Raw genomic sequence first — 21,732 nt, 5'->3', positions numbered from 1 at the left:
GTTGGAGGACCGCTCCGGGCGAGGCGGTCCCCAGACAAGGAAAACGATCATGGGCTACAAGATTGCCGTTCTCGGCGCCACGGGCAATGTCGGCCGCGAAATGCTCAACATTCTCGCCGAGCGCGAATTTCCGGCCGACGAAGTGGTGGCGCTCGCCTCGCGCCGCAGTCAGGGCACCGAGGTTTCCTTTGGCGACCGCGACCTCAAGGTTCGCGCCCTCGACACCTACGACTTCAAGGGCACCGACATCTGCCTGATGGCGACGTCGGGCACGATGTCGGGCGAATGGGCGCCGAAGATCGCGGCCAAGGGCTGCGTCGTCATCGACAATTCGTCGCGCTGGCGGATGGACGCCGACGTGCCGCTGATCGTGCCGGAAGTCAACGCATCGGCGATTGCCGGCTATGCGAAGAAGAACATCATCGCCAACCCCAATTGCTCGACCGCGCAGATGGTCGTCGCGCTGAAGCCGCTGCACGACGCCGCCGGCATCCGCCGCGTCGTCGTCGCGACCTATCAGTCGGTCTCGGGCGCCGGCAAGGAAGCGATGGACGAGCTGTTCAGTCAGACGCGCGCGATCTTCGTCAACGACAGCATCGATGAGGGCAAGTTCACCAAGCAGATCGCCTTCAACGTCATTCCCCATATCGACGATTTCATGGAGGACGGCCAGACGAAGGAGGAATGGAAGATGATGGCCGAGACCAAGAAGATCCTCGATCCGAAGATCAAAGTCACGGCCACCTGCGTGCGCGTCCCGGTTTTCGTCGGCCATTCGGAAGCCGTCAACATCGAGTTCGAACGGCCGATCTCCGACGACGAGGCGCGCGACATATTGCGCGAGGCGCCGGGCTGTCTCGTCGTCGACAAGCGCGAGGATGGCGGCTATGTGACGCCCATCGAATGCGTCGGCGACTATGCAACCTATATCAGCCGCATCCGCGTCGACCCGACCGTCGAGAACGGCCTCAACATCTGGGTCGTCTCCGACAATCTCAGGAAGGGCGCTGCGCTCAATGCGGTCCAGATTGCCGAAATTCTGGGCGCTCGCCACCTCAAGAAGGCCGCGTGAGCGTTGCGTCCCGCATTGCGCGTTCCAGTCTCTGCGCGATATTCCGCGTACAAAGCAAATCGCGGCTCGGCCGCCCGTTAACCTCCCGATAAACCCTGCACATGTTTTGTGCAGGGTTTCCGCGGGCTTTTTGACCCATCGCGAATACCGCGGCGCAAAAAATTTACTTTTTGCCCTGTAGTCTCCCGCCCACGTCAGTTTTCCATGCGTATTCCGGGGGCGGATCGTGGGTAGCGCTGCACAATCGATCGACACGATCTGGGTTCTCGTTTGCACGATCCTGGTGATCCTGATGCAGGCCGGCTTCACCTGCCTCGAATCCGGCATGGTGCGCGCCAAGAATTCCATCAACGTCGCCGTCAAGAACGTGATGGATTTCTGCGTTGCCGGTCTCGGCTTCTGGCTGGTCGGCTTCGGGTTGATGTTCGGCGCCAGCGCCGCCGGTTTTTTCGGCCTTTCGGGATTCGCTTTCCAGAGCGGCGCCGCCAACGCATCGGCGGGCATGGCCTGGGTCATGGTCTTCTTCTTTTTCCAGCTTGCCTTCTGCTCCACCGCCACCACCATCGTCGCCGGCGCCGTTGCCGAGCGCATGAGCTTTCGCGGCTATCTGATTACCGCGGCCGTGCTCAGCATGGCGATCTATCCAGTCTTCGGTCATTGGGCTTGGGGCGGCATTCTCGCCGGCGAGGCGGCGGGCTGGCTTGAAGTGAAAGGCTTTGTCGATTTCGCGGGCTCCACGGTCGTGCATTCGATCGGCGGCTGGATCGCGCTTGCCGCGATCCTCGTCATGGGCGCGCGCATCGGCCGTTTCGGTCCCGATGGCGGGCGCATCGAGCCGCATGACATGCCGATGGCGACGCTCGGCATGTTCCTGTTGTGGATCGGCTGGTTCGGTTTCAATGGCGGCTCGACGCTGGCGCTCGACGCTTCCGTTCCTTTCATTCTGGTCCACACGATGCTGGCGGCAGCCGCCGGCGGCTTTGCCGCCACGGGGCTCAGCTGGTTTACGCGCGGTCTGCCGGATGTGCAGCAGACGCTGAACGGCATTCTTGCCGGTCTCGTCGCCATCACCGCCAATTGCCACATCGTCGACACGAGTGCCGCCGTGCTGATCGGCGCCATCGGCGGCGTGGTCTGTTACATGGCGAGCCACCTCCTCGAACGGCTCGAGATCGACGATGCGGTCGATGCGGTGCCGGTGCATCTCGCGGCCGGCATCTGGGGCACGCTGGCGGTGGCGATTTTCGGCGACGTGTCGCTGTTCCCGCATGGTCACACGCGTTTCGAGCAGTTCGTCGTGCAGGCGCAGGGCGTTGCTGCGGCCGGTCTCTTCGCCTTCTCGGTTGCCTATGTCGTGCTGCGCCTCGTCAATCGTTTCTATCCCCTGCGCGTGTCGGCGGAGGCCGAGCGCATCGGTCTCAACATCGCCGAGCATGGCGCCTCGAGCGCGCTGCTCGACGTGCTGGGCGCGATGGAAGGTCAGGCGGCGCGCGGCGACTTCTCGAAGCCCCTGCGCGTCGAGCCTTTCACCGAGGCCGGCGAAATCGCCTCGCGCTACAATCTGGTGCTCGACAAGTTCAACCGCGAGGTCAACGAGCGCGAGCGCACGGCCAACCAGTTGCGCGACGCGCGCGACGTGGCCGAGCTTGCCAACGCCTCGAAGTCGCAATTCCTCGCCAATATGAGCCATGAGCTGCGCACACCCTTGAACGCCATTATCGGCTTTTCCGAAGTGATGAACGGCGAGCTTTTCGGTCCGATCGAGAACGACCGCTACAAGGACTATGTCGTCGATATCCACAAATCGTCGAGCCATCTTCTCAGCCTGATCAACGACATCCTCGATCTCTCCAAGATCGAGGCCGACCGCTACGAGCTTTACGAGGAAGAGCTCGATGTGGTCGATGTCATGGCAAGTTGCGAGCGGATGATGCGTCACCGCGCCGAGGAGGCCGGCATCGATCTCGGCGTCACGGTCGAACAGAACCTGCCGCTGCTCAATGCCGACAAGCGGGCGCTTCGCCAGATCCTGCTCAATCTTGTCTCCAATGCGGTCAAGTTCACGCCCAAGGGCGGCCATATCGAGCTTGCGGCCTTCATGGAGCCCGACGAGCGCATGGCGTTCCGCGTGTCCGACACCGGCATCGGCATGGCGAAGGCCGACATTCCGACCGCTCTCGAGCCCTTCCGCCAGATCGGCAAGGACAGCAATGTCTATTCGACCGAGGGCACCGGGCTCGGCCTGCCGCTGACACGGGCGCTGGCGCGGATGCACGGCGCGACGCTCGTCATCGACAGCGAGCCCGGCCGGGGCACCACGATCACGGTGCGCATGCCCTATGCCCGCGTGCTGCCGCGCGCGACGGCGCGTCTTGCGGGCTGATTCCGCTTCACAGCCGCCCCCGCTCTTTATAGTGTCCGCTTCGCATTCCCCGCGAACCGGAGACCCGACCCCATGGCCGACCAAACCGCCCGCCCGCGCCGCAGCGTTCTCTACATGCCGGGTTCGAACGCACGGGCGCTCGAAAAGGCGCGCGACCTCAAGGCCGATGCGCTGATCCTTGATCTTGAGGACGCGGTGGCGCCCGACGCCAAGGAAGAGGCGCGCGCGCAGGTTGCGGCTGCGGTGAAGGAAGGCGGCTACGGCAAGCGCGAAATCGCGATCCGGGTCAACGGCCTCGACACGCCCTGGGGCATGGCCGACATCAAGGCGGCCGTTGCGGCGGGGCCCGACGCCATCCTTGTGCCGAAAATCAATTCGGCCGCCGATGTCGAGCGCGCGGAAGAGGCGCTGTCGGATGCCGGCGCCCGGCCCGGCCTGCAACTCTGGTGCATGATCGAGACGCCGCTGGCGCTGCTCAACATTCAGGCGATCGCCGCCAAGGCGCGCGAGCCGGCGTCGCGCATGTCGGTCTGGGTGATGGGCACTAACGACATCGCCAAGGAACTGCGCGCCGCGCATACAGCCGACCGCACGCCGATGCTCGCCTCGCTCGGTCTCGCGCTTCTGGCCGCCCGCGCCTATGGCCTCGTCATTCTCGACGGCGTCTATAACGACATCAAGAACGAGGCGGGCTTCGCCGCCATTTGCGAGCAGGGCCGCGACATGGGCTTCGACGGCAAGACGCTGATCCATCCATCGCAGCTCGATCCCTGCAACCGCATCTTCTCGCCCGATGCCGAGACGGTCGCGCAGGCGCGCGCCACCATTGCCGCGTTCAAGCTGCCGGAAAACAAGGGCAAGGGCGTGTTGAAAGTCGAGGGCCGCATGGTCGAAATCCTGCATGCCGAAATCGCCGAGCGCATCGTTGCGATTGCCGATGCGATCGCCGAGCTTGAAGCCGTGGCGGAGTGAACGCGATGTCGAAGACCAATCCGGGAAATTTCTTCGAGGACTTCAAAATCGGGCAGGTGCTGCATCACGCGACGCCGCGCACGGTGAGCGAAGGCGATACGGCGCTCTACCAGGCGCTGTTCGGTTCGCGCTTTGCGCTGCAATCCTCGGCCGAGGCCGCGCGCAAGGCCGGATATGCGAGCGCGCCCGTCGACGATCTCCTCGCCTTCCACATCGTCTTCGGCAAGACGGTGCCCGACATCTCGCTCAACGCGGTCGCCAATCTCGGCTATGCCGATTGCAAGTTTCTGAAACCCGTCTTTCCGGGCGACACGCTTTCGACCGAATCGAAGGTGATCGGGCTGAAGGAAAATTCGAACGGCGAGACCGGCACGGTCTATGTGCGCTCGACAGGCCGCAACCAGCGCGGCGAAACCGTCATCGATTATGTGCGCTGGGTGATGGTCCGGAAGCGCGACAAGGCCGCGCGCGCGCCGGAAGCCGATGTGCCGCATCTGCCCGACATCGTCGAGCCGGCGCATCTTGTCGCGCCCGCAAAGACAAGCTTCAAGGGCTTCGACACGGTTGCTTCCGGTTCGCCCCATCTCTGGGACGACTACGCGGTCGGCGAAAAGATCGACCATGTCGACGGCATCACCGTCGAGGAGGCCGAGCACATGATGGCGACGCGTCTCTACCAGAACACCGCCAAGGTGCATTTCAATCAGTTCACGGAAGGCAAGGGCCGCTTCGGCCGCCGGTTGATCTATGGCGGCCATGTGATTTCGCTCGCCCGCGCTCTCTCTTTCAACGGGCTCGGCAATGCGCTCCTTGTCGCCGCGATCAATGCCGGGCGGCATGTTGCGCCGCTTTTTGCCGGCGACACGGTTTTCGCCTGGTCGGAAGTGCTGGCGAAGTCGCCGCTCGCAAAGCGCGAGGACATCGCCGCGTTGCGGCTGCGCACCGTCGCCACCAGGGATCGCCCCTGCGCCGATTTTCCGGGCGCGAAGGACAAAGGCTACGAAGACGGCGTCATCCTCGATCTCGACTACTGGGTGCTGATGCCGCGGCGCTAAGCGCTTTCAGCCCTCGCCCGGATAAATATAGGCCAGCGTCGCCAGCGCGATGGCGACCAGTTTTTCCGCGCCGCCCTCCTCGCAGTAAACCCGCGTTTCGGCGACGCATTGCCGGCGTCCGGCCTTCACCACTTCGCCGCGCGCAATGGCGCGGGTGCCGATGGCGGGGCGGATCAGGTTGACCTTGAATTCGGAGGTCACAAGGCTCGCCGCGCCTTCCGGCAGCATGGTCGAGGCGGCGCAGCCGCTCGCATTGTCGGCGAGATAGCCGATCACGCCGCCATGAATGAAGCCGTTGTTCTGGGTCAGGTCCGGCCGGATCTCGACTATCAGCTCGGCGCGGCCGCGCGCCACCCGCCCGACTTTCGCCCCCACCAGCATCGAAAAGGGCTGCGCGGTCAGCACACGGGTCACGCGCGCTTCTGGGCTTTCGCCATGGGGCAATGCGGCAACACTCATCGGGGGAACTCTGGCGGTATTTACAAGGTCTTCAGCATGCCCGGTTTCCGTTGCGAAAGCTTCGCGATTGGGCGCAATGGCATTTGCGCAAGCGGGACGTTGCGGCGGTTTTCGGCATTTGCCTTGAGCCGTCCGGCGCGATAAACAACAGACTCAATGGGGCTTCCCCCGCCCGCCCGGCCCATGTTCCTTGGGAAAATCGAATGGCTGATCCGCGACAGGCCGCAAGGCCGCTTTCCCCGCATCTGCAGATTTATCGTCTGACCGTCACCATGGTCATGTCGATCGTTCATCGCATCACCGGCGCGGGGCTTTATGCCGGCACGCTGCTGCTCGCCTGGTGGCTGGTGGCGGTGGCGAGCGGGCCGGACGCCTATGCGGTTTTCGAGGGTTTCATCGGCTCGTGGTTCGGCCGCCTCGTGCTCTTCGGCTACACATGGGCGCTGATCCACCACATGCTGGGCGGCATCCGCCATTTCATCTGGGATTTCGGCAAGGGCTTCGAGCTGCGCACCGCCGACGTCATGGCCTGGGGCACGGTCATCGGCTCGGTCGTGCTGACGGTTCTGGTCTGGATTGCGGGCTATTCGATGATGGGGGCGCTCTGATGGCCGACATGCGCACACCCCTGAGCCGCGTCATCGGCCTCGGCTCGGCCAAATCCGGCGCTCATCACTTCTGGCTGCAGCGCGTGACGGCGGCGGCCAATGTGCCGCTGGCACTTTTTCTCATCGCCTCGCTGGTCGCGCTGTCGGGCGCCGACTATCTGACGGTGAGGGCGTATCTCGCGCATCCGCTGGCGGTCATCGCGCTTCTGGCGCTGATCCTTTCCGGCGTCTGGCACATGCGTCTCGGCATGCAGGTCATCATCGAGGATTATGTGATCGCCGAAGGCCTGAAAACGCTGTCGCTGCTGCTCAACATTTTCTTCTCGGCCGCCATCGGCATCGCCTGCATCTATGCGGCGCTGAAAATCGGCTTCGGTTCCTGATCTCCTGAAAGCGTCGAAAGTATCTTCCATGACGGCGAGCTACACATTCATCGATCACACATTCGACGTTGTCGTTGTCGGCGCCGGCGGCGCGGGGCTTCGCGCCACGCTCGGTTGCGTCGAAAAGGGATTGCGCACCGCCAACATCACCAAGGTCTTCCCGACGCGCAGCCACACGGTCGCGGCGCAGGGCGGCATCTCGGCCTCGCTCGGCAATATGGGCCCGGACGACTGGCGCTGGCACATGTACGACACGGTCAAGGGGTCGGACTGGCTCGGCGACCAGGACGCGATCGAATATCTCTGCCGCCAGGCGCCCGAAGCCGTTTACGAGCTCGAACATTTCGGCGTCCCGTTCAGCCGCACCGAGGAAGGCAAGATCTATCAGCGCCCCTTCGGCGGCATGACCACGAATTTCGGCGAAGGCATCGCCCAGCGCACCTGCGCGGCCGCCGACCGCACCGGCCATGCGATGCTGCACACGCTGTATGGCCAGTCGGTGCGTCACAAGGCGCAATTCTATATCGAATATTTCGCCATCGACCTGATCATGGATGCCGAAGGCCAATGCCGCGGCGTCGTCGCGCTCGACATGGCGACCGGCGAAGTTCACCGCTTCCGCGCCTCGCTGGTCATTCTCGCGACCGGCGGCTACGGACGCGCTTACTTCTCGGCGACCTCGGCGCACACCTGCACCGGCGACGGCAATGCGATGGTCCTGCGCGCCGGCTTGCCGCTGCAAGACATGGAATTCGTGCAGTTCCATCCGACCGGCATTTACGGCGCGGGTTGCCTCATCACCGAAGGCGCGCGCGGCGAGGGCGGCTACCTCACAAATTCCGAAGGCGAGCGCTTCATGGAGCGCTATGCGCCGTCGGCGAAAGACCTTGCCTCGCGCGATGTCGTCTCGCGTTCGATGACGGTCGAGATCCGCGAAGGCCGCGGCGTCGGTCCGCAGAAGGATCACATCTTCCTGCATCTCGACCATCTCGATCCGGCGATCCTGGCCGAGCGCCTGCCGGGCATTTCGGAATCGGCGCATATCTTTGCCGGCGTCGACGTCACGAAGGAGCCGATCCCGGTGCTGCCGACCGTGCACTACAACATGGGCGGCATCCCGACCAACTTCCACGGTGAAGTGCTGACGCTGAAAAACGGCAACCCGGATACGGTGGTGCCAGGCCTGATGGCGATTGGCGAGGCGGCCTGTGTTTCCGTTCATGGCGCCAACCGCCTCGGTTCCAATTCGCTGATCGATCTCGTGGTCTTCGGCCGCGCCGCCGGGCTTCGCGCCGCCGAGCTGGTCCAGCCTGGCGCGCGCCAGCCCGAACTCGCGAAAGGCGCCGGCGACAATGCGCTTGCCCGTCTCGACCGTTTCCGCAATGCGAGCGGTTCGACGCCGACCGCCGAACTTCGTCTCACCATGCAGCGCGCCATGCAGGAAGATGTCGCCGTCTTCCGCACCGGCGAAACCTTGCGTTCGGGCCAGAAGCGCGTCGCCGATGTTCACGCCGCGATGCCGGACCTCAAGGTCTCCGACCGCTCGCTGATCTGGAATTCCGATCTCATCGAGACGCTCGAATTCGACAATCTCATCGTGCAGGCGATTGCGACCGTCGAAGGCGCGGTCAACCGTCAGGAAAGCCGCGGCGCGCACGCCCGCGAGGATTTCCCGGAGCGTGACGACGAGACCTGGATGAAGCACACGCTTTGCTGGGTGGACACAAACGGCAAGCCCGCCATCGACTACCGCCCGGTGCATGCCTACACGCTTTCAACCGACATCGAATACATCAAGCCGAAGGCGCGCGTTTACTAAAGGCGCCACAGGATCAGGTCATGGTTCAACTCACGCTGCCGAAAAATTCCAAGGTCCATGAAGGCGAGACCTTCAAGGCCGCACCGGGCGCCAAAAACGTCAAGCGCTTCCGCGTCTATCGCTGGTCGCCGGACGACACGGCCAATCCGCGCATCGACACTTACGAAGTCGATCTCGACCAATGCGGGCCGATGGTTCTCGACGCGCTGATCAAGATCAAGAACGAGACCGACCAGACGCTGACCTTTCGCCGTTCCTGCCGCGAGGGCATTTGCGGTTCCTGCGCGATGAATATCGACGGCGAAAACACGCTTGCCTGCACCAAGGGCATCGGCGAGGTGAAGGGCGACGTCAGGATCTATCCATTGCCGCACATGCCGGTGATCAAGGACCTGGTGCCCGACCTCACCAATTTCTACGCGCAGCACGCCTTCATCGAGCCATGGCTGCAGACGAAATCGGCCGAGCCCGAAAAGGAATGGCGCCAGAGCCACGCCGACCGCGAAAAGCTCGACGGGCTTTACGAGTGCATTCTCTGCGCCTGCTGCTCGACATCCTGTCCGTCCTACTGGTGGAACGGCGACCGCTATCTCGGCCCCGCCGCGCTCCTGCAGGCCTATCGCTGGCTGATCGACAGCCGCGACGAAGCGACCGGCGAACGTCTCGACGACCTCGAAGACCCGTTCCGGCTCTACCGCTGCCACACGATCATGAACTGCGCCAAGGCCTGCCCCAAGGGCCTCAACCCCGCCAAAGCCATCGCCGAGATCAAGAAGATGATGGTCGAGCGGCAGAGCTGATTTCAGTATACGGACGAGATATCAAAGGCCGCCTCACCGGGCGGCCTTTTCGTTTTCCGCTGCGTCAAACAAAACCAGAAGTGTCACCCCGGCGAAAGCCGGGGCCCATGGGCCTCACCGCTTGTTGTGATCTCAGATGGATCCCGGCTCCTGTCCCGGCGAAAGCCGGGATCACCGGGATGACAATTGAGGGTGAGATTCACTCCGCGACATAAACCGCGTCCGGCTTGCCGAACTCATGCGCGAACAGCAGCGCGCGTGTCAGCCCGTCGAAATCTTTCACCATGCAATCGCTGTTCTCGACCGTCACGCCGAAATCCGAAAGCCGGGCGCCGCGCCGCTCGGCGAGCGCAATGAAGTCCGGGCAGACCATGCCCCAGCGCTTCCAGTTGTCGCCGTCGCGTTCGAGCAGCGCATAGAGATTGCCGTCGGCCGGATCGCCATCCGCCTCGCGCGCCATCACCGCATAAAGGCCGGGCGCGATTTCCTTCATCAGCCCGGTGAAGGGCTTGCCGTCCTCGCCCGTCGTCATCGTGTAGCGGTCGCCGGCGCGCGCGACACGCACCTCGCCCACCGTCTCGCCGGTGCGCGCGCCCGTCTCGTCGAGCCGGTGGAGCGTGAAGCGCGCATCGTCCGCCACCGGATAATCGGCGTCTGCGGTCGGGATCAGATCGCCTGTCGAAATGAAGCAGCCGCCGAGCAACAGCGTTGCGGCAAGCGCGGCGGCAAAACGGAAATGGCGATGCATGGCAGCGTCCTCTCAAGGCGGCAGACGGCCATCATAGAGGAAGGGCGCGGCGGCGGCAGGCGGGGAGGCAAGAAAAACCCGGCCCCTGCGAGTGGCGGGCCGGGTTTTGGGAGGGCCAGGATATGCCGGGGCGCTCGCGACGCAGCCGGGGCCTGGGACCCGAAATTCCGGCGCGTTCATCCGGCGCCGTCTTGTGAAAAGCCTAAGCCCCGGGGTCTGAATACGAGGTGAACGTGCAGGCGGTTGTGGCGCCTTGCCATTCGTTCACGCGGACAAAATCGGCGGAAATCCGGTCCTCCGCATCCGGAGGGTTCACCCTTCCTTCACCATGACTTCACGGATCGAAATTTCCGGCGGCGTTTCGGCGAGCGCGCGGGCCGCTTCCATGAATTCATGGCAATAGGCCTGCGCGAAATGGAAGTCGACCGCGGCGCGGTCCTTCCACTCCTCGTAGAAGAAAAAGCGCCCCGGCTCCATCTGGTCCTCGTAATAGCCGTAAGCGACGTTGCCGGCTTCGGCGCGCGAGAGCCGCACCTGGCGTTCGGCGACGGGCCGGAAGGCGGCGCGGTTTTCATCGGCGATCTTCGCCGTGCCGGTAATGACGATCATCGGAGGTCCTCCCTTGCCCGCGCAGTCTAGCGCGGGCGAGGCCGGCCCGCGCCACCAAGGGGGGATAGATGGCGCGGGCCGCGGCATCAGATCTTGAGGGATGCTGACGCCGGAGAAGAATGCGGCTGGAGGGTCCGCTTGCTCTTTAACGGGCGGGGACAAGTTTTTCCGTCGAACCTGTCCCGGCGATTTTTTGCCGGCGGCGGCGAAAAACTTGTCCCCGGCCACTTATCCCCGGGGTCGCGCGCCGTTCGAATCGTTTGCCGGGCGCGGCGGGGCCGCCCAAACCGGGGACAAGTATTTTCAGGGGCGGGGATAAGCGGTGTTTGTGACAGATTTTTGACAGATCGATGACAGAGGCGCTTTCCGACGCTCCCGCCCTTGACTCCCGCCCTTCATTTCTATATTTATCGAAATATGGAAATGGCAACCGCCATATCGGCCTTGTCGGCCCTTGCTCAGGAAACCCGTCTCGCGATTTTCCGCGCGCTGGTGCGCGCCCATGCCGTCGAGGACGGCCGGGGCGGGCTCGCGGCCGGGGAGATCGGCGAGGCGCTCTCCGTGCCGCCGGCCACTTTGTCCTTTCATCTCAAGGAGTTGGCGCATGCCGGTCTGGTCACCTCGCGGCGCGAGGGACGCTCGATCGTCTACAAGGCCGACCTCGATGCGATGCTCGGGCTGACAGGCTTCCTGCTCGACGATTGCTGCCAGGGCGCTTGCGGGACTTTATCCCCCTGCGCCGTGGCACCCGTAAAATCCGCTCAAAAGGAGTGCGTCTGATGAAGCGTCTGCATGTGAGCTTCGGGGTCGAAGACCTTGAAAAATCCGTCTCTTTCTACTCCACCCTGTTCGGCGCCGCGCCTTCGGTGCGCCGCGAGGGCTACGCGAAATGGATGCTCGAAGACCCGCGCGTCAATTTCGTCGTCGAAACGCTTTCGGGCGAAAAGGGTTTCGCCCATGCCGGCATCCAGGTCGATGCGCCGGAAGAGCTTGAACCGATCTTCAGCAGGCTGAAGGAAGCGGAAGCGCCTTACCTTCCCGAAGGCGTCACAACCTGCTGCTACGCCAAGTCCGAAAAGAGCTGGACGGCCGATCCCGATGGCGTGCGCTGGGAAGCGTTCTACACGCTGCACCAGATGGAAGAATTCGGCACCGGCCCGGAACTCGAGAAACTCGATATGGCGGGTATGGATCAATCGGTTTGCGGCTGCGCGCCGTCATCCGCGAAGTCCGAGCCGGTAGCGAAGCCGCTCTCGGCCTGTTGCTGACACAAGGAAAACACCCATGAGCGGCGCGCCGGAAAACCAGGTCGAAAGCTACAACGTTCTTTTTCTCTGCACCGGCAATTCGGCGCGCAGCATCATGGCGGAGGCCTATCTGAATTCGCTGCCCGGGCGGCCCTTCAAAGCCTATAGCGCCGGCAGCCATCCGGCCGGCAAGGTCAATCCGGTCGCGCTCGACGTGTTGAGAACGGCTAAACTCAGCACCGAAGGCTTGCGGTCGAAGAGCTGGGACGAGTTCGAGGCGCCCGGCGCGCCGAAGATGAATTTCGTTTTTACCGTCTGCGACAACGCGGCCGGCGAGGTCTGCCCCATCTGGCCGGGACAGCCGATGACGGCGCATTGGCCCTTTGCCGATCCCGCTGCCTTCGAAGGCAGCGAAGCCGAGAAGCATGCGTTCTTCCTCGACGTCTTCCGCCAAATCCGTACCCGGATCGATATTTTCACCAACCTGCCGCTGCGCTCGCTCGACAAGCTCGCCTTGCAGAAGAAGCTCAGCGATCTCGGTCGCGGCGTCGTGGGGGCGGCGTAATGGCGGCGGAAGACGCGCCGCGCAGGCTCGGCTTTCTCGACCGCTATCTGACCGTCTGGATTTTCGCGGCAATGGCGGCGGGTGTCGCCATCGGTTCGGTGTTCGACGGCGCGGCGGTGGCGCTCGATGCGCTTTCCATCGGCTCCACCAACATCCCCATCGCCATCGGCCTCATCCTGATGATGTATCCGCCGCTGGCGCGGGTGCGCTACGAGGAATTGCCGCGCATTTTCGAGGACCGCCGCGTCCTTGCGCTGTCGCTCATTCAGAACTGGCTGATCGGGCCTTTCCTGATGTTCGGTCTCGCCGTTCTGTTTCTTTCGGACGAACCGGCCTACATGACCGGCCTCATCCTGATCGGGCTGGCGCGCTGCATTGCCATGGTCATTGTCTGGAACCAGCTGGCGCGCGGCAGCAACGAGTATGTCGCAGCACTCGTCGCCTTCAACAGCCTCTTCCAGCTTCTGTTCTTCAGCGTCTATGCGTGGTTCTTCCTCGCCGTGCTGCCGCCCCTGTTCGGCATCGAGGGACAGGTGATTGCTGTCGGCTTCTGGACTATCGCGGGCGCCGTCCTGCTTTATCTCGGGCTTCCCTTCGGCGCGGGTTTTCTGACGCGGCATTTTCTGCGTCCGCGCATCGGGGCGGCGGCCTATGACAACGGCTTTGTGCCGCGCATTGCGCCCGTCACGCTGATCGCACTGCTTTTCACCATCGCCGTCATGTTCACGATGAAGGGCGAGGCGGTGCTGGCGCTGCCTTTCGACGCGCTGCGCATCGCCGTGCCGCTGGCGCTCTATTTCGTCATCATGTTTCTGATCAGTTTCGCGATGAGCCGGTTGCTCGGCGCCGACTATCCGCGCACGGTGTCGCTGTCCTTTACGGCGGCCAGCAACAATTTCGAACTTGCGATCGCGGTCGCCATCGCAACCTTCGGCATCGCCTCGCCGGTCGCCTTCGCCACCGTCATCGGGCCGCTGGTCGAGGTGCCGGTGCTGATCGCGCTGGTCAGCGTGTCGCTCTGGCTCGGGCGGCGCTGGTTCGGTGCCGAGGCGCTTCGCCGGGCCGAAGCGGCGCATCCGGCCGACTGACCCAAAAGAAACGGCCCGCGCCATCCTTTCGGATGCGCGGGCCGGATCGTCCCCCCTCGGAAGTGGCAGGTCTTATTCGACCGCCTCTTCTTCGTCGCCAGTCATGTCGTCATAGGCTTCCTCGGCCGCGTCGCCCGCGTCGTCGGCCGCTTCTTCGGCGGCGTCCATCGCGTCTTCGGCCGCTTCTTCGGCGGCGCCCATCGCGTCGCTTGCAGCTTCGCCCACAGCGTCCGCGGCGTCTCCGGCATCTTCCATCATGCTGTCGACGGCATCGCCGACGGTCGCATCTTCAGGGTTCATCATCCGGTACCCGATCACCAGCACGACGGCGAGCACGATGATGGCTATGGCGGTCTTCATGAAATTGGACATGGTCATTTCCTCTTGGCGGTCGTTTCGCCCGTTTGTTTCACCCCGGCTGCGCAATCCCCACAGCCTGAAAAGGGCCCCCCGGCTTCTCCCGCACGGTTTCGACAGGCGCCCGGAGGCAATGTTAGTGATGATTTGGGCCGAAAGGCCACAGCGAAACGGCCAATTATGAGGATTCTTTTCGGTCTGTTGACGTTAGGTCACGGCCCTTCCGGAGCCGAAACGGGTTGCGCGGCCCCGAATCGGCGCCGGCGGGCCTTGCCGCCTTGTCGGAGCCCGCGCTAAACAGACCCCCAACTGCCACAAATAAGGGAGGCGCGGGACCCAGGCGGGAGCGGGGTTTCGCGGCAAAGGCCATGGCGAAGGATCTGACGCATTTCATCGGCGGCAAGCACGTCAAGGGCGCCAGCGGGCGCTTTCTCGATGTGACCAATCCGAACACGGGCGAGGTGACGGCGCGAACGCCGCTGGCGAGCGCCGCCGAGCTTCACGCCGCGGTCGAAGTCGCGGCGAAGGCCTTCCCGGACTGGGCGGCCACCAACCCGCAGCGCCGGGCCCGCGTGATGTTCGAATTCAAGCGGCTCCTTGAAGCCAACATGAACGAGCTCGCCGAGCTGCTGTCGTCGGAACATGGCAAGGTGATCGCCGACTCGAAGGGCGACATCCAGCGCGGCCTCGAAGTGATCGAGTTCGCCTGCGGCATCCCGCATTTGATGAAGGGCGAGTTCACCGAAGGCGCCGGCCCCGGCATCGACATGTATTCGATGCGCCAGCCGCTCGGCGTCTGCGCCGGCATCACGCCGTTCAACTTTCCGGCGATGATCCCGATGTGGATGTTCGGAGTCTCGATTGCCTGCGGAAACACCTTCATCTGCAAGCCCTCGGAGAAGGATCCGTCGGTGCCGATCCGGCTTGCCGAACTGTTCATGGAAGCCGGCGCGCCGGCGGGTGTGCTGAACGTCGTCAATGGCGACAAGGAAGCGGTCGATGCGATCCTCACCGATCCGGCGATCCAGGCGGTGAGCTTCGTCGGTTCGTCGGACATCGCGCAATATGTCTATGCAACGGGCGCGGCCAACGGCAAGCGCGTGCAGGCGATGGGCGGCGCAAAGAACCACGCGATCATCATGCCCGATGCCGACATGGACCAAGTCGTCAACGAGTTGATCGGCGCGGGCTACGGCTCGGCCGGCGAACGCTGCATGGCGATCTCGGTCGCGGTGCCGGTGGGCAAGGAAACGGCGGACCGCTTGGTCGAGAAACTGGTGCCGCGTGTGCAGGCGTTGAAGGTCGGCATTTCGACCGCGACCGACAGCGATTACGGGCCGCTTGTCAGCAAGGCCCATATGGAGAAGGTCAGCTCCTATATCGACATGGGCGTCAAGGAAGGCGCGAAGCTGCTGGTCGATGGGCGCGGTTTCAAGCTGCAGGGCTACGAGAACGGCTATTTCCTCGGCGGGTCGCTGTTCGATCATGTGACGCCGGAAATGAAATCCTACAAGGACGAGATTTTCGGCCCCGTGCTGCAGGTCGTGCGGGCGAAGGATTTCGAGGAAGCGGCGGCGCTGCCGACGAAACATCAATATGGCAATGGCGTCGCGATCTTCACGCGCGATGGCGACGCGGCGCGCAGCTTCGCAAGCCGTGTGCAAGTTGGCATGGTCGGCATCAACGTGCCGATCCCGGTGCCGCTTGCCTATCACACATTCGGCGGCTGGAAGCGTTCGGCCTTCGGCGACACCAACCAGCACGGGCCCGAAGGCGTCCGGTTCTGGACGCATGTCAAGACCGTCACCTCGCGCTGGCCGACCGGGCTCAAGGAGGGTTCGTCCTTCGTCATCCCGACGATGAAGTAGGATGGCCCTGTCGTAGAAATTCAGAATGGCGCTTCCCCCGGGCGGCGCCATTCCCATATGTGCGGAAACCTTTTCGCCGAAGGGACTGCCGGTATGCCTGTCGATCTTGATACTTATTTCGAACGCATCGGCTATTCGGGTGCGCGCGCGCCGACGCTCGAAACATTGAAGGCGCTGCATTACGCCCATGCCCTATCGATCCCGTTCGAGAACCTCTCGGTGCTGGCGAAGCGGCCGGTTGTGCTCGACCTTCCCGCCTTGCAGCAGAAGCTCGTGGGCGCGCGGCGCGGCGGCTATTGCTTCGAGGTCAACGGGCTCTTTGCCGCCGTGCTGCGTGAGCTCGGATTCGACATCACGACGCTGATCGGGCGGGTGCGCTGGAAGACGCCGGACGAGGTCGATACCGGCCCCTCGCACATGCTCTCGCTCATCGAGCTGCCGGAGGGGCGCTTCCTTGCCGATATCGGTTTCGGTGGGCTCACCATGACAGGGCCGATCCGTCTCGAAACGGATATCGAACAAGAGACGCCGCATGAACCGCGCCGGCTCATCGTCGATGGCGACGGTTACATGCTGCAGGCGAAGCTCGGCGACGACTGGGGCAACGTCTATCGCTTCACCCTCGATCCGCAGACGCGGGCCGATTACGAGATTGCCAACTGGTACACCTCGACCCACCCACAATCGATCTTCGCGCAGTTCCTGATCGTCGCCCGGCCGCTCGCGGACCGCCGCATCACGCTCTTCAATTGCAATCTGACGATCCGCCATCTCGACGGCCGGGTCGAGAACCGGCGCCTTGAGAGTGTCGAGGAAATTGCGGCGGCGCTCGTGGAACATTTCGATCTGCCGCTGTCGGACGAAGACCGCGCCGTGGCGCTCGATCCCTATATGGATGCCTGGCGGGCGATGCCCTAGGCGGCGGGCTCGAAGCGCCATTTGCGCGCAATGGCGGGCGCAAGTTCGATCCCGTTGCGCTTCGCGAAAAGCAGAATATGGCCGAGTAGGTCTGCCGTTTCGTCGGCCAGTGCCGCGCGCAATTCAGCCTCGCTCAAACCGCGCTTCCGGCCGCGATCCGTCAGCTTCATCCAGACTTGCGTCAGCTCTCCCAGCTCCTCCTGAAGTTTGAGGATGAACCAGTCGTCGTTTCGCGTTATGCCGTTTGCGGCGGCATAGTGTTTAGAGGCTTCCTCGAATTGTCCGGCAAGTCCGATCAGATGTTGCACAAGCCCATCCCCTCATCGCGGCAGGGAGAGATGATGGCCGAGTCACTCTGTTCATGCAATGTTCTTTCCGGCGGCGCATGAGCTCCGGGCCGCTTTCCAGCTATCGCGAGAAAATCGCGCGGGGCGAAATCGCCGAGGACGCGGCGCAGGCTCATGCCGCCCAGCATCTGCAGCATCTCGCCAACGAGCTTGCCGAATGGTTGCCCGGCAAGAAGGTCGGCCCCTTTGCCTTTCTCGGTTTCGGCCGTCCGGTGACGCCGCCCGAAGGGCTCTACATCTGGGGCGGCGTCGGGCGCGGCAAGTCGATGCTGATGGACCTCTTTTTCGAGACGGTGGCCATCGCGCCGAAGCGCCGCGTGCATTTCCACGCCTTCATGCAGGAGGTGCATGCGCATATCCATACCTGGCGCCAGCGCGAGAAGGCCGGGAAGGTCAAGGGCGACGATCCGATCCCGCCGGTCGCGGCTTCTATCGCGCGCGAGGCGGCGCTTCTCTGTTTCGACGAATTCCAGGTTCACGACATTGCCGACGCGTCGATCCTCGGGCGGCTGTTTTCGCAGCTCTTTGCGCTCGGCGTCGTCGTCGTCGCGACGTCGAACCGCGCGCCGGACGAGCTTTACGAGGGCGGGCTCAACCGGCACCGCTTCCTGCCCTTCATCGATCTCGTCAAGGCGCGGATGGATGTGCTGCATCTCGACAGCGCCACCGATTACCGGCTCGACCGCATCAAGGGAATGCCGGTCTACCATTCGCCGCTCGACGCCGCCGCCGCCGCCGCGCTCGACGAAGCGTTCGAAAAGCTGACCGATGCAAAACGCGGCGACCCGATGACGCTGGCGTTGAAGGGCCGCGCGGTCGAAGTGCCGGAAGCGGCGCATGGCGTGGCGCGGTTTTCATTTGCCGATCTGTGTGCGAAGCCGCTCGGCGCCGCCGACTATCTGAAGATCGCGCAAAGCTTTCACACGGTCATTATCCGGGATGTGCCGGCGATGGGGCCGGAGCGGCGCAACGAGGCCAAACGTTTCGTCACGCTGATCGATGCGCTTTACGAGGCGAAGACAAAGGTCATCCTGTCGGCCGCCGCCGCGCCTCAGTCGCTTTACGAGAAGGGCGACGGTGCGTTCGAGTTCGAACGCACGGCATCGCGGCTGATCGAGATGCAGAGCCTCGACTATCTGGCGTTGAGGAGCGCCGACTGAATTTTCAGAGTTTCTTCGACGGGCGCAGGCTGAGCGCCTCGGCGGTCGGTGCGGGGTTTTCGGCGATCCGCGACGGCAAAGCGTGTTCGGGTCCGAGATCGAGACGGTAGTCGAAGGACTGGCCGAAGGTCGCCGACATCATGCCGAAGGAAACGCTTTCGCGCGGCTTGTCGCGTGCCGCCTCGCGGGCGATTTCGAGCGAGAATTCATGGGCCGCCCGGCGGTCCACCGGCGCGAAGCCCAGCACATGCGGGTCGAGTTCGGAAGCGGCGACGCGCGTTTCGCGTTTGCCGCCGTCCGGACCTTCGAGAAGCGCGATCACGCCGCCGAAATCGTCGCGCGTCGCGTCCGATCCCGGTTCTTCGCAAAAGGCGCGGCCGTTCCGCAGCAGGCTTTCGAGAAAACGGCAGTCCTTGCCGGTCAATGCCGACACGACATGTTCGCCGAGGTCGCGCCCCGTCATCACGGTGGAAGAAATTCCGGCGACGGTCAGAAGCTGGCCGATGGTCAGGGCGCCGATGGCGGGCGCGGCACAGCCCGAAAGGCCCGCGCAAACCGCGACCGCGAGAACCGCCCTGGCGGTTCCGCCACGCCGACCCTGCAGGGTCCGCTCCACTGACATTACGCACGCCCCCGTTACACCGGCCGGCCGCAACCTGCGGCCCGGATGGTTGTGCCCGGTCCCCCCGGGACCCTGGCAGCTCGCTCCGGCCGACCGTCGCAATCTTGCGACATATGCGCGTCCCGGAACCCATCTCGCCTGTTGGAAATCATGCTGCCGCGCTGGCAACTGTGTCAATTCGATACCGCATTCATGGTTAAATTCAGGTTACCGGCGGGGCCGCCATCCGTTGCGGAGCAGGCGGATTCAGGCTACTAGGCTGCCAGAACACAATGGGCGCAGGCATTCCGGAGGCTTCATCATCATGGCGCGCAAGAAAATCGCACTTATCGGCGGCGGCCAGATCGGCGGCACGCTGGCTCTTCTCGCGGGGCTCAAGGAGCTCGGCGACATCGTAATTTTCGACATCGCCGAAGGTCTGCCGCAGGGCAAGGCGCTCGACCTTGCCCAGACCTCGCCGGTCGAGGGCTACAATTCGGCGCTTTCGGGCGCCAACGACTACAAAGGCATCAAGGGCGCCGATGTCGTCATCGTGACGGCCGGCGTGCCGCGCAAGCCCGGCATGAGCCGCGACGACCTGCTCGGCATCAACCTCAAGGTGATGAAACAGGTCGGCGAGGGCATCGCCAAATATGCGCCGAACGCCTTTGTCGTCTGCATCACCAATCCGCTCGACGCGATGGTCTGGGCGCTCAGGCAGTTCTCCGGACTGCCGCACAACAAGGTTGTCGGCATGGCCGGCGTGCTCGACAGCGCGCGCTTCCGCTACTTCCTGGCCGAGGAATTCAAGGTCTCGGTCGAAGACGTGACGGCCTTCGTGCTGGGCGGTCATGGCGACACGATGGTGCCGCTGGCGCGCTATTCGACGGTTGCGGGCATCCCGCTGCCCGACCTCGTCAAGATGGGTTGGACCACGAAAGAGAAGCTCGACAAGATCATCCAGCGCACGCGCGACGGCGGCGCCGAGATCGTCGGCCTGCTGAAGACGGGCTCGGCCTTTTATGCGCCGGCCGCTTCCGGCATCCAGATGGCCGAAGCCTATCTCGGCGACCAGAAGCGCGTGCTGCCCTGCGCGGCCTATCTCAACGGCCAGTACGGCGTGAAGGACATGTATGTCGGCGTGCCGGTGGTGATCGGCGCCGGCGGTGTCGAGCGCGTCGTCGAGATCGATCTCAACGCGGCCGAGAAGAAGCAATTCATGGGTTCGGTCAATGCGGTCAAGGGCCTGGTCGATGCCTGCAAGAAGATCGACCCGGCCGTCGCCAAAGGCGCGTCCAAGGCCAAGGCGCCGGCCAAAAAGAAGAAGTAGGACGGGGTTTCGTCCGGTGCGAAATGCGGGGCGGGCCTTCGGGTCCGCCCTTTTCGTTTTCCTGAAATTATGGCACTTTAACTGCCAACACTTGCGGCGCCGGCCTTTCCATATTAATGCTATACATTAAGCAGGGGCCGAGGGGGAGAGCTGGCGATGAAGCGGATCTGGATATTCGGTGCGGGCGGCGTTGTGGCGCTGGCGCTGGTGGCTTTCGCGACGCTCTGGCTCTCGCCGGGCCTGCAGGACCGGGTGCTCACCCGCATGATCGAGCGCTTCGCCGGCACCAACCTGGCGGTGCTCGATCCCGATGCGCTGCATATCGTCTTTTGCGGCACCGGCTCGCCGCTTCCCGATCCCGACCGGGCGTCGGCCTGCATCGGCGTCTATGCGGGCGACTATTTCTTCCTGATCGACAGCGGGCCGGGCGGCGCCGACAACCTCACCGCGATGCAGATGCCAATGGGCGGGCTCTCGGGGGTCTTCTACACGCATCTCCATTCCGACCATATCGGCGACCTGCCCGATATCGCGCTCAACAGCTGGGCGGCGGGCCGCAGCGATCCGCTGACGCTTTACGGCCCTGCCGGCATCGAGCATGTGGCGGCGGGCTACGCGGAAGCCTTCAAGCTCGACAACAGCTGGCGCATCGCCCATCACGGCACCGACTTCTTCGCCGTGGAAGGCGCGAAGTTCAATCCCGTCATCGTCGAGATCCCCGACCGCGACGCCACCGTCACCGTTTTCGAGGCGGGCGACCTCAAGGTGACGGCCTTTCTCGTCACGCATTTTCCGGTGACGCCGGCCTTTGGCTATCGCATCGACTACAAGGATCGTTCGGTGGTCTTCTCGGGCGACACGTCGCGCGACGAGAATGTCGCGCGGGTCGGCAAGGATGCCGATGTGATGGTGCATGAGGCGCTGGCCGCCCACATGGTCAACACGATCGGACAGGTGCTCGGCCGCATCGGCGACCGCCGCGAAAAGATCATGGGCGATATTCCGGACTATCACGCAACGCCGGTCGAGGCGGCCGAGATCGCCAACCTGGCGGGGGCGGAGCTTCTGGTCTACAGCCACATCGTGCCGCGTCTGCCCAATGCGCTGTCGGAACGGATGTTCCTGCGCGGCGTCTCGGACATCCGTCCAAGGGGTGTGATGCTCGGCTATGACGGGCTCTATCTCGAACTGCCGGTGGGCTCAAAGAAGATCGTCCAGCACGACCTGCGCTGAGGCGCGGGAGATGACGCTGCGTCATCCGCTATCCCGCTGACACAATTGAACTTTATGTCAGTTGACGAGATCGCAAGGCGGGCCGCGCAAGCCCATCTGCCGGTTGCACC

23 protein-coding genes are annotated in these 21,732 nt (G+C 63.8%); 17 read left to right on the top strand and 6 right to left on the bottom strand.

Going from position 1 to position 21,732, the window contains the following annotated elements; genetic code table 11:
- The first annotated feature begins 49 nt into the window (after positions 1 to 49).
- From KF719_RS09235 to KF719_RS09220, 4 genes are all read left to right on the top strand, one after another.
- Positions 50 to 1,072, top strand: a complete 1,023-nt coding sequence (locus KF719_RS09235; RefSeq protein ID WP_293508427.1) for an aspartate-semialdehyde dehydrogenase — start codon at positions 50 to 52, stop codon at positions 1,070 to 1,072.
- Positions 1,073 to 1,298: 226 nt separating this feature from the next.
- Positions 1,299 to 3,455 carry an ammonium transporter gene (gene amt / locus KF719_RS09230; protein ID WP_293508426.1) on the top strand — a complete coding sequence of 719 codons (2,157 nt, stop codon included), beginning with the start codon at positions 1,299 to 1,301 and terminating at the stop codon, positions 3,453 to 3,455.
- Positions 3,456 to 3,527: 72 nt separating this feature from the next.
- A complete protein-coding gene (locus KF719_RS09225) occupies positions 3,528 to 4,427 on the top strand; it encodes a CoA ester lyase (protein WP_293508425.1) in 900 nt (299 codons plus the stop codon).
- 5 nt (positions 4,428 to 4,432) lie between these two features.
- A complete protein-coding gene (locus tag KF719_RS09220) occupies positions 4,433 to 5,482 on the top strand; it encodes a MaoC family dehydratase (RefSeq protein ID WP_293508424.1) in 1,050 nt (349 codons plus the stop codon).
- Positions 5,483 to 5,488: 6 nt separating this feature from the next.
- On the opposite strand, the gene KF719_RS09215 is transcribed toward KF719_RS09220, so the two are convergent.
- Positions 5,489 to 5,941, bottom strand: coding sequence for a PaaI family thioesterase (locus KF719_RS09215; protein ID WP_293508423.1), 453 nt, complete (start codon positions 5,939 to 5,941; stop codon positions 5,489 to 5,491).
- Positions 5,942 to 6,144: 203 nt separating this feature from the next.
- On the opposite strand from KF719_RS09215, the gene sdhC reads away from it, so the two are divergent.
- From sdhC to KF719_RS09195, 4 genes are read left to right on the top strand one after another with little or no spacing between them, the layout of a single operon-like run.
- The gene (gene sdhC, locus KF719_RS09210; protein ID WP_293508422.1) at positions 6,145 to 6,549 is read left to right on the top strand and encodes a succinate dehydrogenase, cytochrome b556 subunit; all 405 of its coding nucleotides are present in this window, start codon (positions 6,145 to 6,147) and stop codon (positions 6,547 to 6,549) included.
- Positions 6,549 to 6,932: a succinate dehydrogenase, hydrophobic membrane anchor protein gene (gene sdhD, locus KF719_RS09205; protein ID WP_293508421.1), complete on the top strand. Its 384-nt coding sequence runs from the start codon at positions 6,549 to 6,551 to the stop codon at positions 6,930 to 6,932. Before sdhC ends, sdhD begins: the two co-directional genes overlap by 1 nt.
- A 28-nt stretch (positions 6,933 to 6,960) precedes the next feature.
- Positions 6,961 to 8,751, top strand: coding sequence for a succinate dehydrogenase flavoprotein subunit (sdhA, locus tag KF719_RS09200; RefSeq protein WP_293508420.1), 1,791 nt, complete (start codon positions 6,961 to 6,963; stop codon positions 8,749 to 8,751).
- A gap of 20 nt (positions 8,752 to 8,771) precedes the next feature.
- On the top strand, positions 8,772 to 9,551 hold the full coding sequence (locus KF719_RS09195) for a succinate dehydrogenase iron-sulfur subunit (protein ID WP_293508419.1): 780 nt from the start codon (positions 8,772 to 8,774) through the stop codon (positions 9,549 to 9,551).
- A 199-nt stretch (positions 9,552 to 9,750) separates the two neighbouring features.
- Here KF719_RS09195 and KF719_RS09190 read toward each other — a convergent pair whose 3' ends face one another.
- Together KF719_RS09190 and KF719_RS09185 are read right to left on the bottom strand one after the other, a co-directional pair.
- The gene (locus KF719_RS09190) at positions 9,751 to 10,299 is read right to left on the bottom strand and encodes a hypothetical protein (RefSeq protein WP_293508418.1); all 549 of its coding nucleotides are present in this window, start codon (positions 10,297 to 10,299) and stop codon (positions 9,751 to 9,753) included.
- A gap of 312 nt (positions 10,300 to 10,611) precedes the next feature.
- On the bottom strand, positions 10,612 to 10,908 hold the full coding sequence (locus KF719_RS09185; protein WP_293508417.1) for a putative quinol monooxygenase: 297 nt from the start codon (positions 10,906 to 10,908) through the stop codon (positions 10,612 to 10,614).
- Between the two features lie 423 nt (positions 10,909 to 11,331).
- Here KF719_RS09185 and KF719_RS09180 point away from each other — a divergent pair, with 423 nt between their 5' ends.
- Genes KF719_RS09180 through arsB form a run of 4 tightly spaced genes read left to right on the top strand, consistent with a single transcriptional unit; the run spans position 11,332 to position 13,808 of the window.
- On the top strand, positions 11,332 to 11,688 hold the full coding sequence (locus KF719_RS09180; RefSeq protein ID WP_293508416.1) for a metalloregulator ArsR/SmtB family transcription factor: 357 nt from the start codon (positions 11,332 to 11,334) through the stop codon (positions 11,686 to 11,688).
- Positions 11,688 to 12,176, top strand: a complete 489-nt coding sequence (locus tag KF719_RS09175) for an ArsI/CadI family heavy metal resistance metalloenzyme (protein WP_293508415.1) — start codon at positions 11,688 to 11,690, stop codon at positions 12,174 to 12,176. The genes KF719_RS09180 and KF719_RS09175 overlap by 1 nt, the downstream gene beginning before the upstream one ends.
- Positions 12,177 to 12,192: 16 nt before the next feature.
- Positions 12,193 to 12,720, top strand: a complete 528-nt coding sequence (locus KF719_RS09170; RefSeq protein WP_293508414.1) for an arsenate reductase ArsC — start codon at positions 12,193 to 12,195, stop codon at positions 12,718 to 12,720.
- Positions 12,720 to 13,808, top strand: coding sequence for an ACR3 family arsenite efflux transporter (gene arsB, locus KF719_RS09165; protein WP_293508413.1), 1,089 nt, complete (start codon positions 12,720 to 12,722; stop codon positions 13,806 to 13,808). Before KF719_RS09170 ends, arsB begins: the two co-directional genes overlap by 1 nt.
- Before the next feature lie 72 nt (positions 13,809 to 13,880).
- On the opposite strand, the gene KF719_RS09160 is transcribed toward arsB, so the two are convergent.
- Positions 13,881 to 14,180 (bottom strand): hypothetical protein, encoded by a 300-nt coding sequence (locus KF719_RS09160; protein WP_293508412.1) that lies wholly within the window; start codon positions 14,178 to 14,180, stop codon positions 13,881 to 13,883.
- Positions 14,181 to 14,533: 353 nt separating this feature from the next.
- Here KF719_RS09160 and KF719_RS09155 point away from each other — a divergent pair, with 353 nt between their 5' ends.
- Both KF719_RS09155 and KF719_RS09150 read left to right on the top strand, forming a co-directional pair.
- Positions 14,534 to 16,033 (top strand): CoA-acylating methylmalonate-semialdehyde dehydrogenase, encoded by a 1,500-nt coding sequence (locus KF719_RS09155; protein WP_293508411.1) that lies wholly within the window; start codon positions 14,534 to 14,536, stop codon positions 16,031 to 16,033.
- A 93-nt stretch (positions 16,034 to 16,126) separates the two neighbouring features.
- Positions 16,127 to 16,951 carry an arylamine N-acetyltransferase gene (locus tag KF719_RS09150; protein WP_293508410.1) on the top strand — a complete coding sequence of 275 codons (825 nt, stop codon included), beginning with the start codon at positions 16,127 to 16,129 and terminating at the stop codon, positions 16,949 to 16,951.
- Here the strand turns inward: KF719_RS09150 and KF719_RS09145 are convergent.
- Positions 16,948 to 17,250, bottom strand: coding sequence for a pyrophosphatase (locus KF719_RS09145; RefSeq protein WP_293510620.1), 303 nt, complete (start codon positions 17,248 to 17,250; stop codon positions 16,948 to 16,950). The two genes, KF719_RS09150 and KF719_RS09145, sit on opposite strands and share 4 nt — an antisense overlap.
- 86 nt (positions 17,251 to 17,336) lie before the next feature.
- On the opposite strand from KF719_RS09145, the gene zapE reads away from it, so the two are divergent.
- Positions 17,337 to 18,458, top strand: a complete 1,122-nt coding sequence (zapE, locus tag KF719_RS09140; protein ID WP_293508409.1) for a cell division protein ZapE — start codon at positions 17,337 to 17,339, stop codon at positions 18,456 to 18,458.
- Between the two features lie 4 nt (positions 18,459 to 18,462).
- Here the strand turns inward: zapE and KF719_RS09135 are convergent, their stop codons facing one another.
- Entirely contained in the window at positions 18,463 to 19,080 is a 618-nt protein-coding gene (locus tag KF719_RS09135) for a hypothetical protein (protein ID WP_293508408.1), read from the bottom strand.
- Between the two features lie 304 nt (positions 19,081 to 19,384).
- Between KF719_RS09135 and mdh the strand changes: the two genes are divergently transcribed.
- Both mdh and KF719_RS09125 read left to right on the top strand, forming a co-directional pair.
- Positions 19,385 to 20,389: a malate dehydrogenase gene (mdh, locus tag KF719_RS09130; RefSeq protein ID WP_293508407.1), complete on the top strand. Its 1,005-nt coding sequence runs from the start codon at positions 19,385 to 19,387 to the stop codon at positions 20,387 to 20,389.
- Between the two features lie 156 nt (positions 20,390 to 20,545).
- Positions 20,546 to 21,622 (top strand): MBL fold metallo-hydrolase, encoded by a 1,077-nt coding sequence (locus tag KF719_RS09125; protein WP_293508406.1) that lies wholly within the window; start codon positions 20,546 to 20,548, stop codon positions 21,620 to 21,622.
- Positions 21,623 to 21,732: the final 110 nt, after the last annotated feature.

Source organism: Parvibaculum sp., from assembly GCF_019635935.1.
Classification (GTDB): Bacteria; Pseudomonadota; Alphaproteobacteria; order Parvibaculales; family Parvibaculaceae; genus Parvibaculum.
This window is presented reverse-complemented; position numbering and strand designations above follow the sequence as displayed.

Excerpts from the sequence above, each read along its gene's own strand:
- KF719_RS09235 (WP_293508427.1), top strand. The coding sequence starts at position 50 with ATGGGCTACAAGATTGCCGTTCTCGGCGCCACGGGCAATGTCGGCCGC.
- KF719_RS09225 (WP_293508425.1), top strand. The coding sequence starts at position 3,528 with ATGGCCGACCAAACCGCCCGCCCGCGCCGCAGCGTTCTCTACATGCCG.
- KF719_RS09220 (WP_293508424.1), top strand. The coding sequence starts at position 4,433 with ATGTCGAAGACCAATCCGGGAAATTTCTTCGAGGACTTCAAAATCGGG.
- KF719_RS09215 (WP_293508423.1), bottom strand. The coding sequence starts at position 5,941 with ATGAGTGTTGCCGCATTGCCCCATGGCGAAAGCCCAGAAGCGCGCGTG.
- sdhC (WP_293508422.1), top strand. The coding sequence starts at position 6,145 with ATGGCTGATCCGCGACAGGCCGCAAGGCCGCTTTCCCCGCATCTGCAG.
- sdhD (WP_293508421.1), top strand. The coding sequence starts at position 6,549 with ATGGCCGACATGCGCACACCCCTGAGCCGCGTCATCGGCCTCGGCTCG.
- sdhA (WP_293508420.1), top strand. The coding sequence starts at position 6,961 with ATGACGGCGAGCTACACATTCATCGATCACACATTCGACGTTGTCGTT.
- KF719_RS09195 (WP_293508419.1), top strand. The coding sequence starts at position 8,772 with ATGGTTCAACTCACGCTGCCGAAAAATTCCAAGGTCCATGAAGGCGAG.
- KF719_RS09190 (WP_293508418.1), bottom strand. The coding sequence starts at position 10,299 with ATGCATCGCCATTTCCGTTTTGCCGCCGCGCTTGCCGCAACGCTGTTG.
- KF719_RS09185 (WP_293508417.1), bottom strand. The coding sequence starts at position 10,908 with ATGATCGTCATTACCGGCACGGCGAAGATCGCCGATGAAAACCGCGCC.
- KF719_RS09180 (WP_293508416.1), top strand. The coding sequence starts at position 11,332 with ATGGCAACCGCCATATCGGCCTTGTCGGCCCTTGCTCAGGAAACCCGT.
- KF719_RS09175 (WP_293508415.1), top strand. The coding sequence starts at position 11,688 with ATGAAGCGTCTGCATGTGAGCTTCGGGGTCGAAGACCTTGAAAAATCC.
- KF719_RS09170 (WP_293508414.1), top strand. The coding sequence starts at position 12,193 with ATGAGCGGCGCGCCGGAAAACCAGGTCGAAAGCTACAACGTTCTTTTT.
- arsB (WP_293508413.1), top strand. The coding sequence starts at position 12,720 with ATGGCGGCGGAAGACGCGCCGCGCAGGCTCGGCTTTCTCGACCGCTAT.
- KF719_RS09160 (WP_293508412.1), bottom strand. The coding sequence starts at position 14,180 with ATGTCCAATTTCATGAAGACCGCCATAGCCATCATCGTGCTCGCCGTC.
- KF719_RS09155 (WP_293508411.1), top strand. The coding sequence starts at position 14,534 with ATGGCGAAGGATCTGACGCATTTCATCGGCGGCAAGCACGTCAAGGGC.
- KF719_RS09150 (WP_293508410.1), top strand. The coding sequence starts at position 16,127 with ATGCCTGTCGATCTTGATACTTATTTCGAACGCATCGGCTATTCGGGT.
- zapE (WP_293508409.1), top strand. The coding sequence starts at position 17,337 with ATGAGCTCCGGGCCGCTTTCCAGCTATCGCGAGAAAATCGCGCGGGGC.
- KF719_RS09135 (WP_293508408.1), bottom strand. The coding sequence starts at position 19,080 with ATGTCAGTGGAGCGGACCCTGCAGGGTCGGCGTGGCGGAACCGCCAGG.
- mdh (WP_293508407.1), top strand. The coding sequence starts at position 19,385 with ATGGCGCGCAAGAAAATCGCACTTATCGGCGGCGGCCAGATCGGCGGC.
- KF719_RS09125 (WP_293508406.1), top strand. The coding sequence starts at position 20,546 with ATGAAGCGGATCTGGATATTCGGTGCGGGCGGCGTTGTGGCGCTGGCG.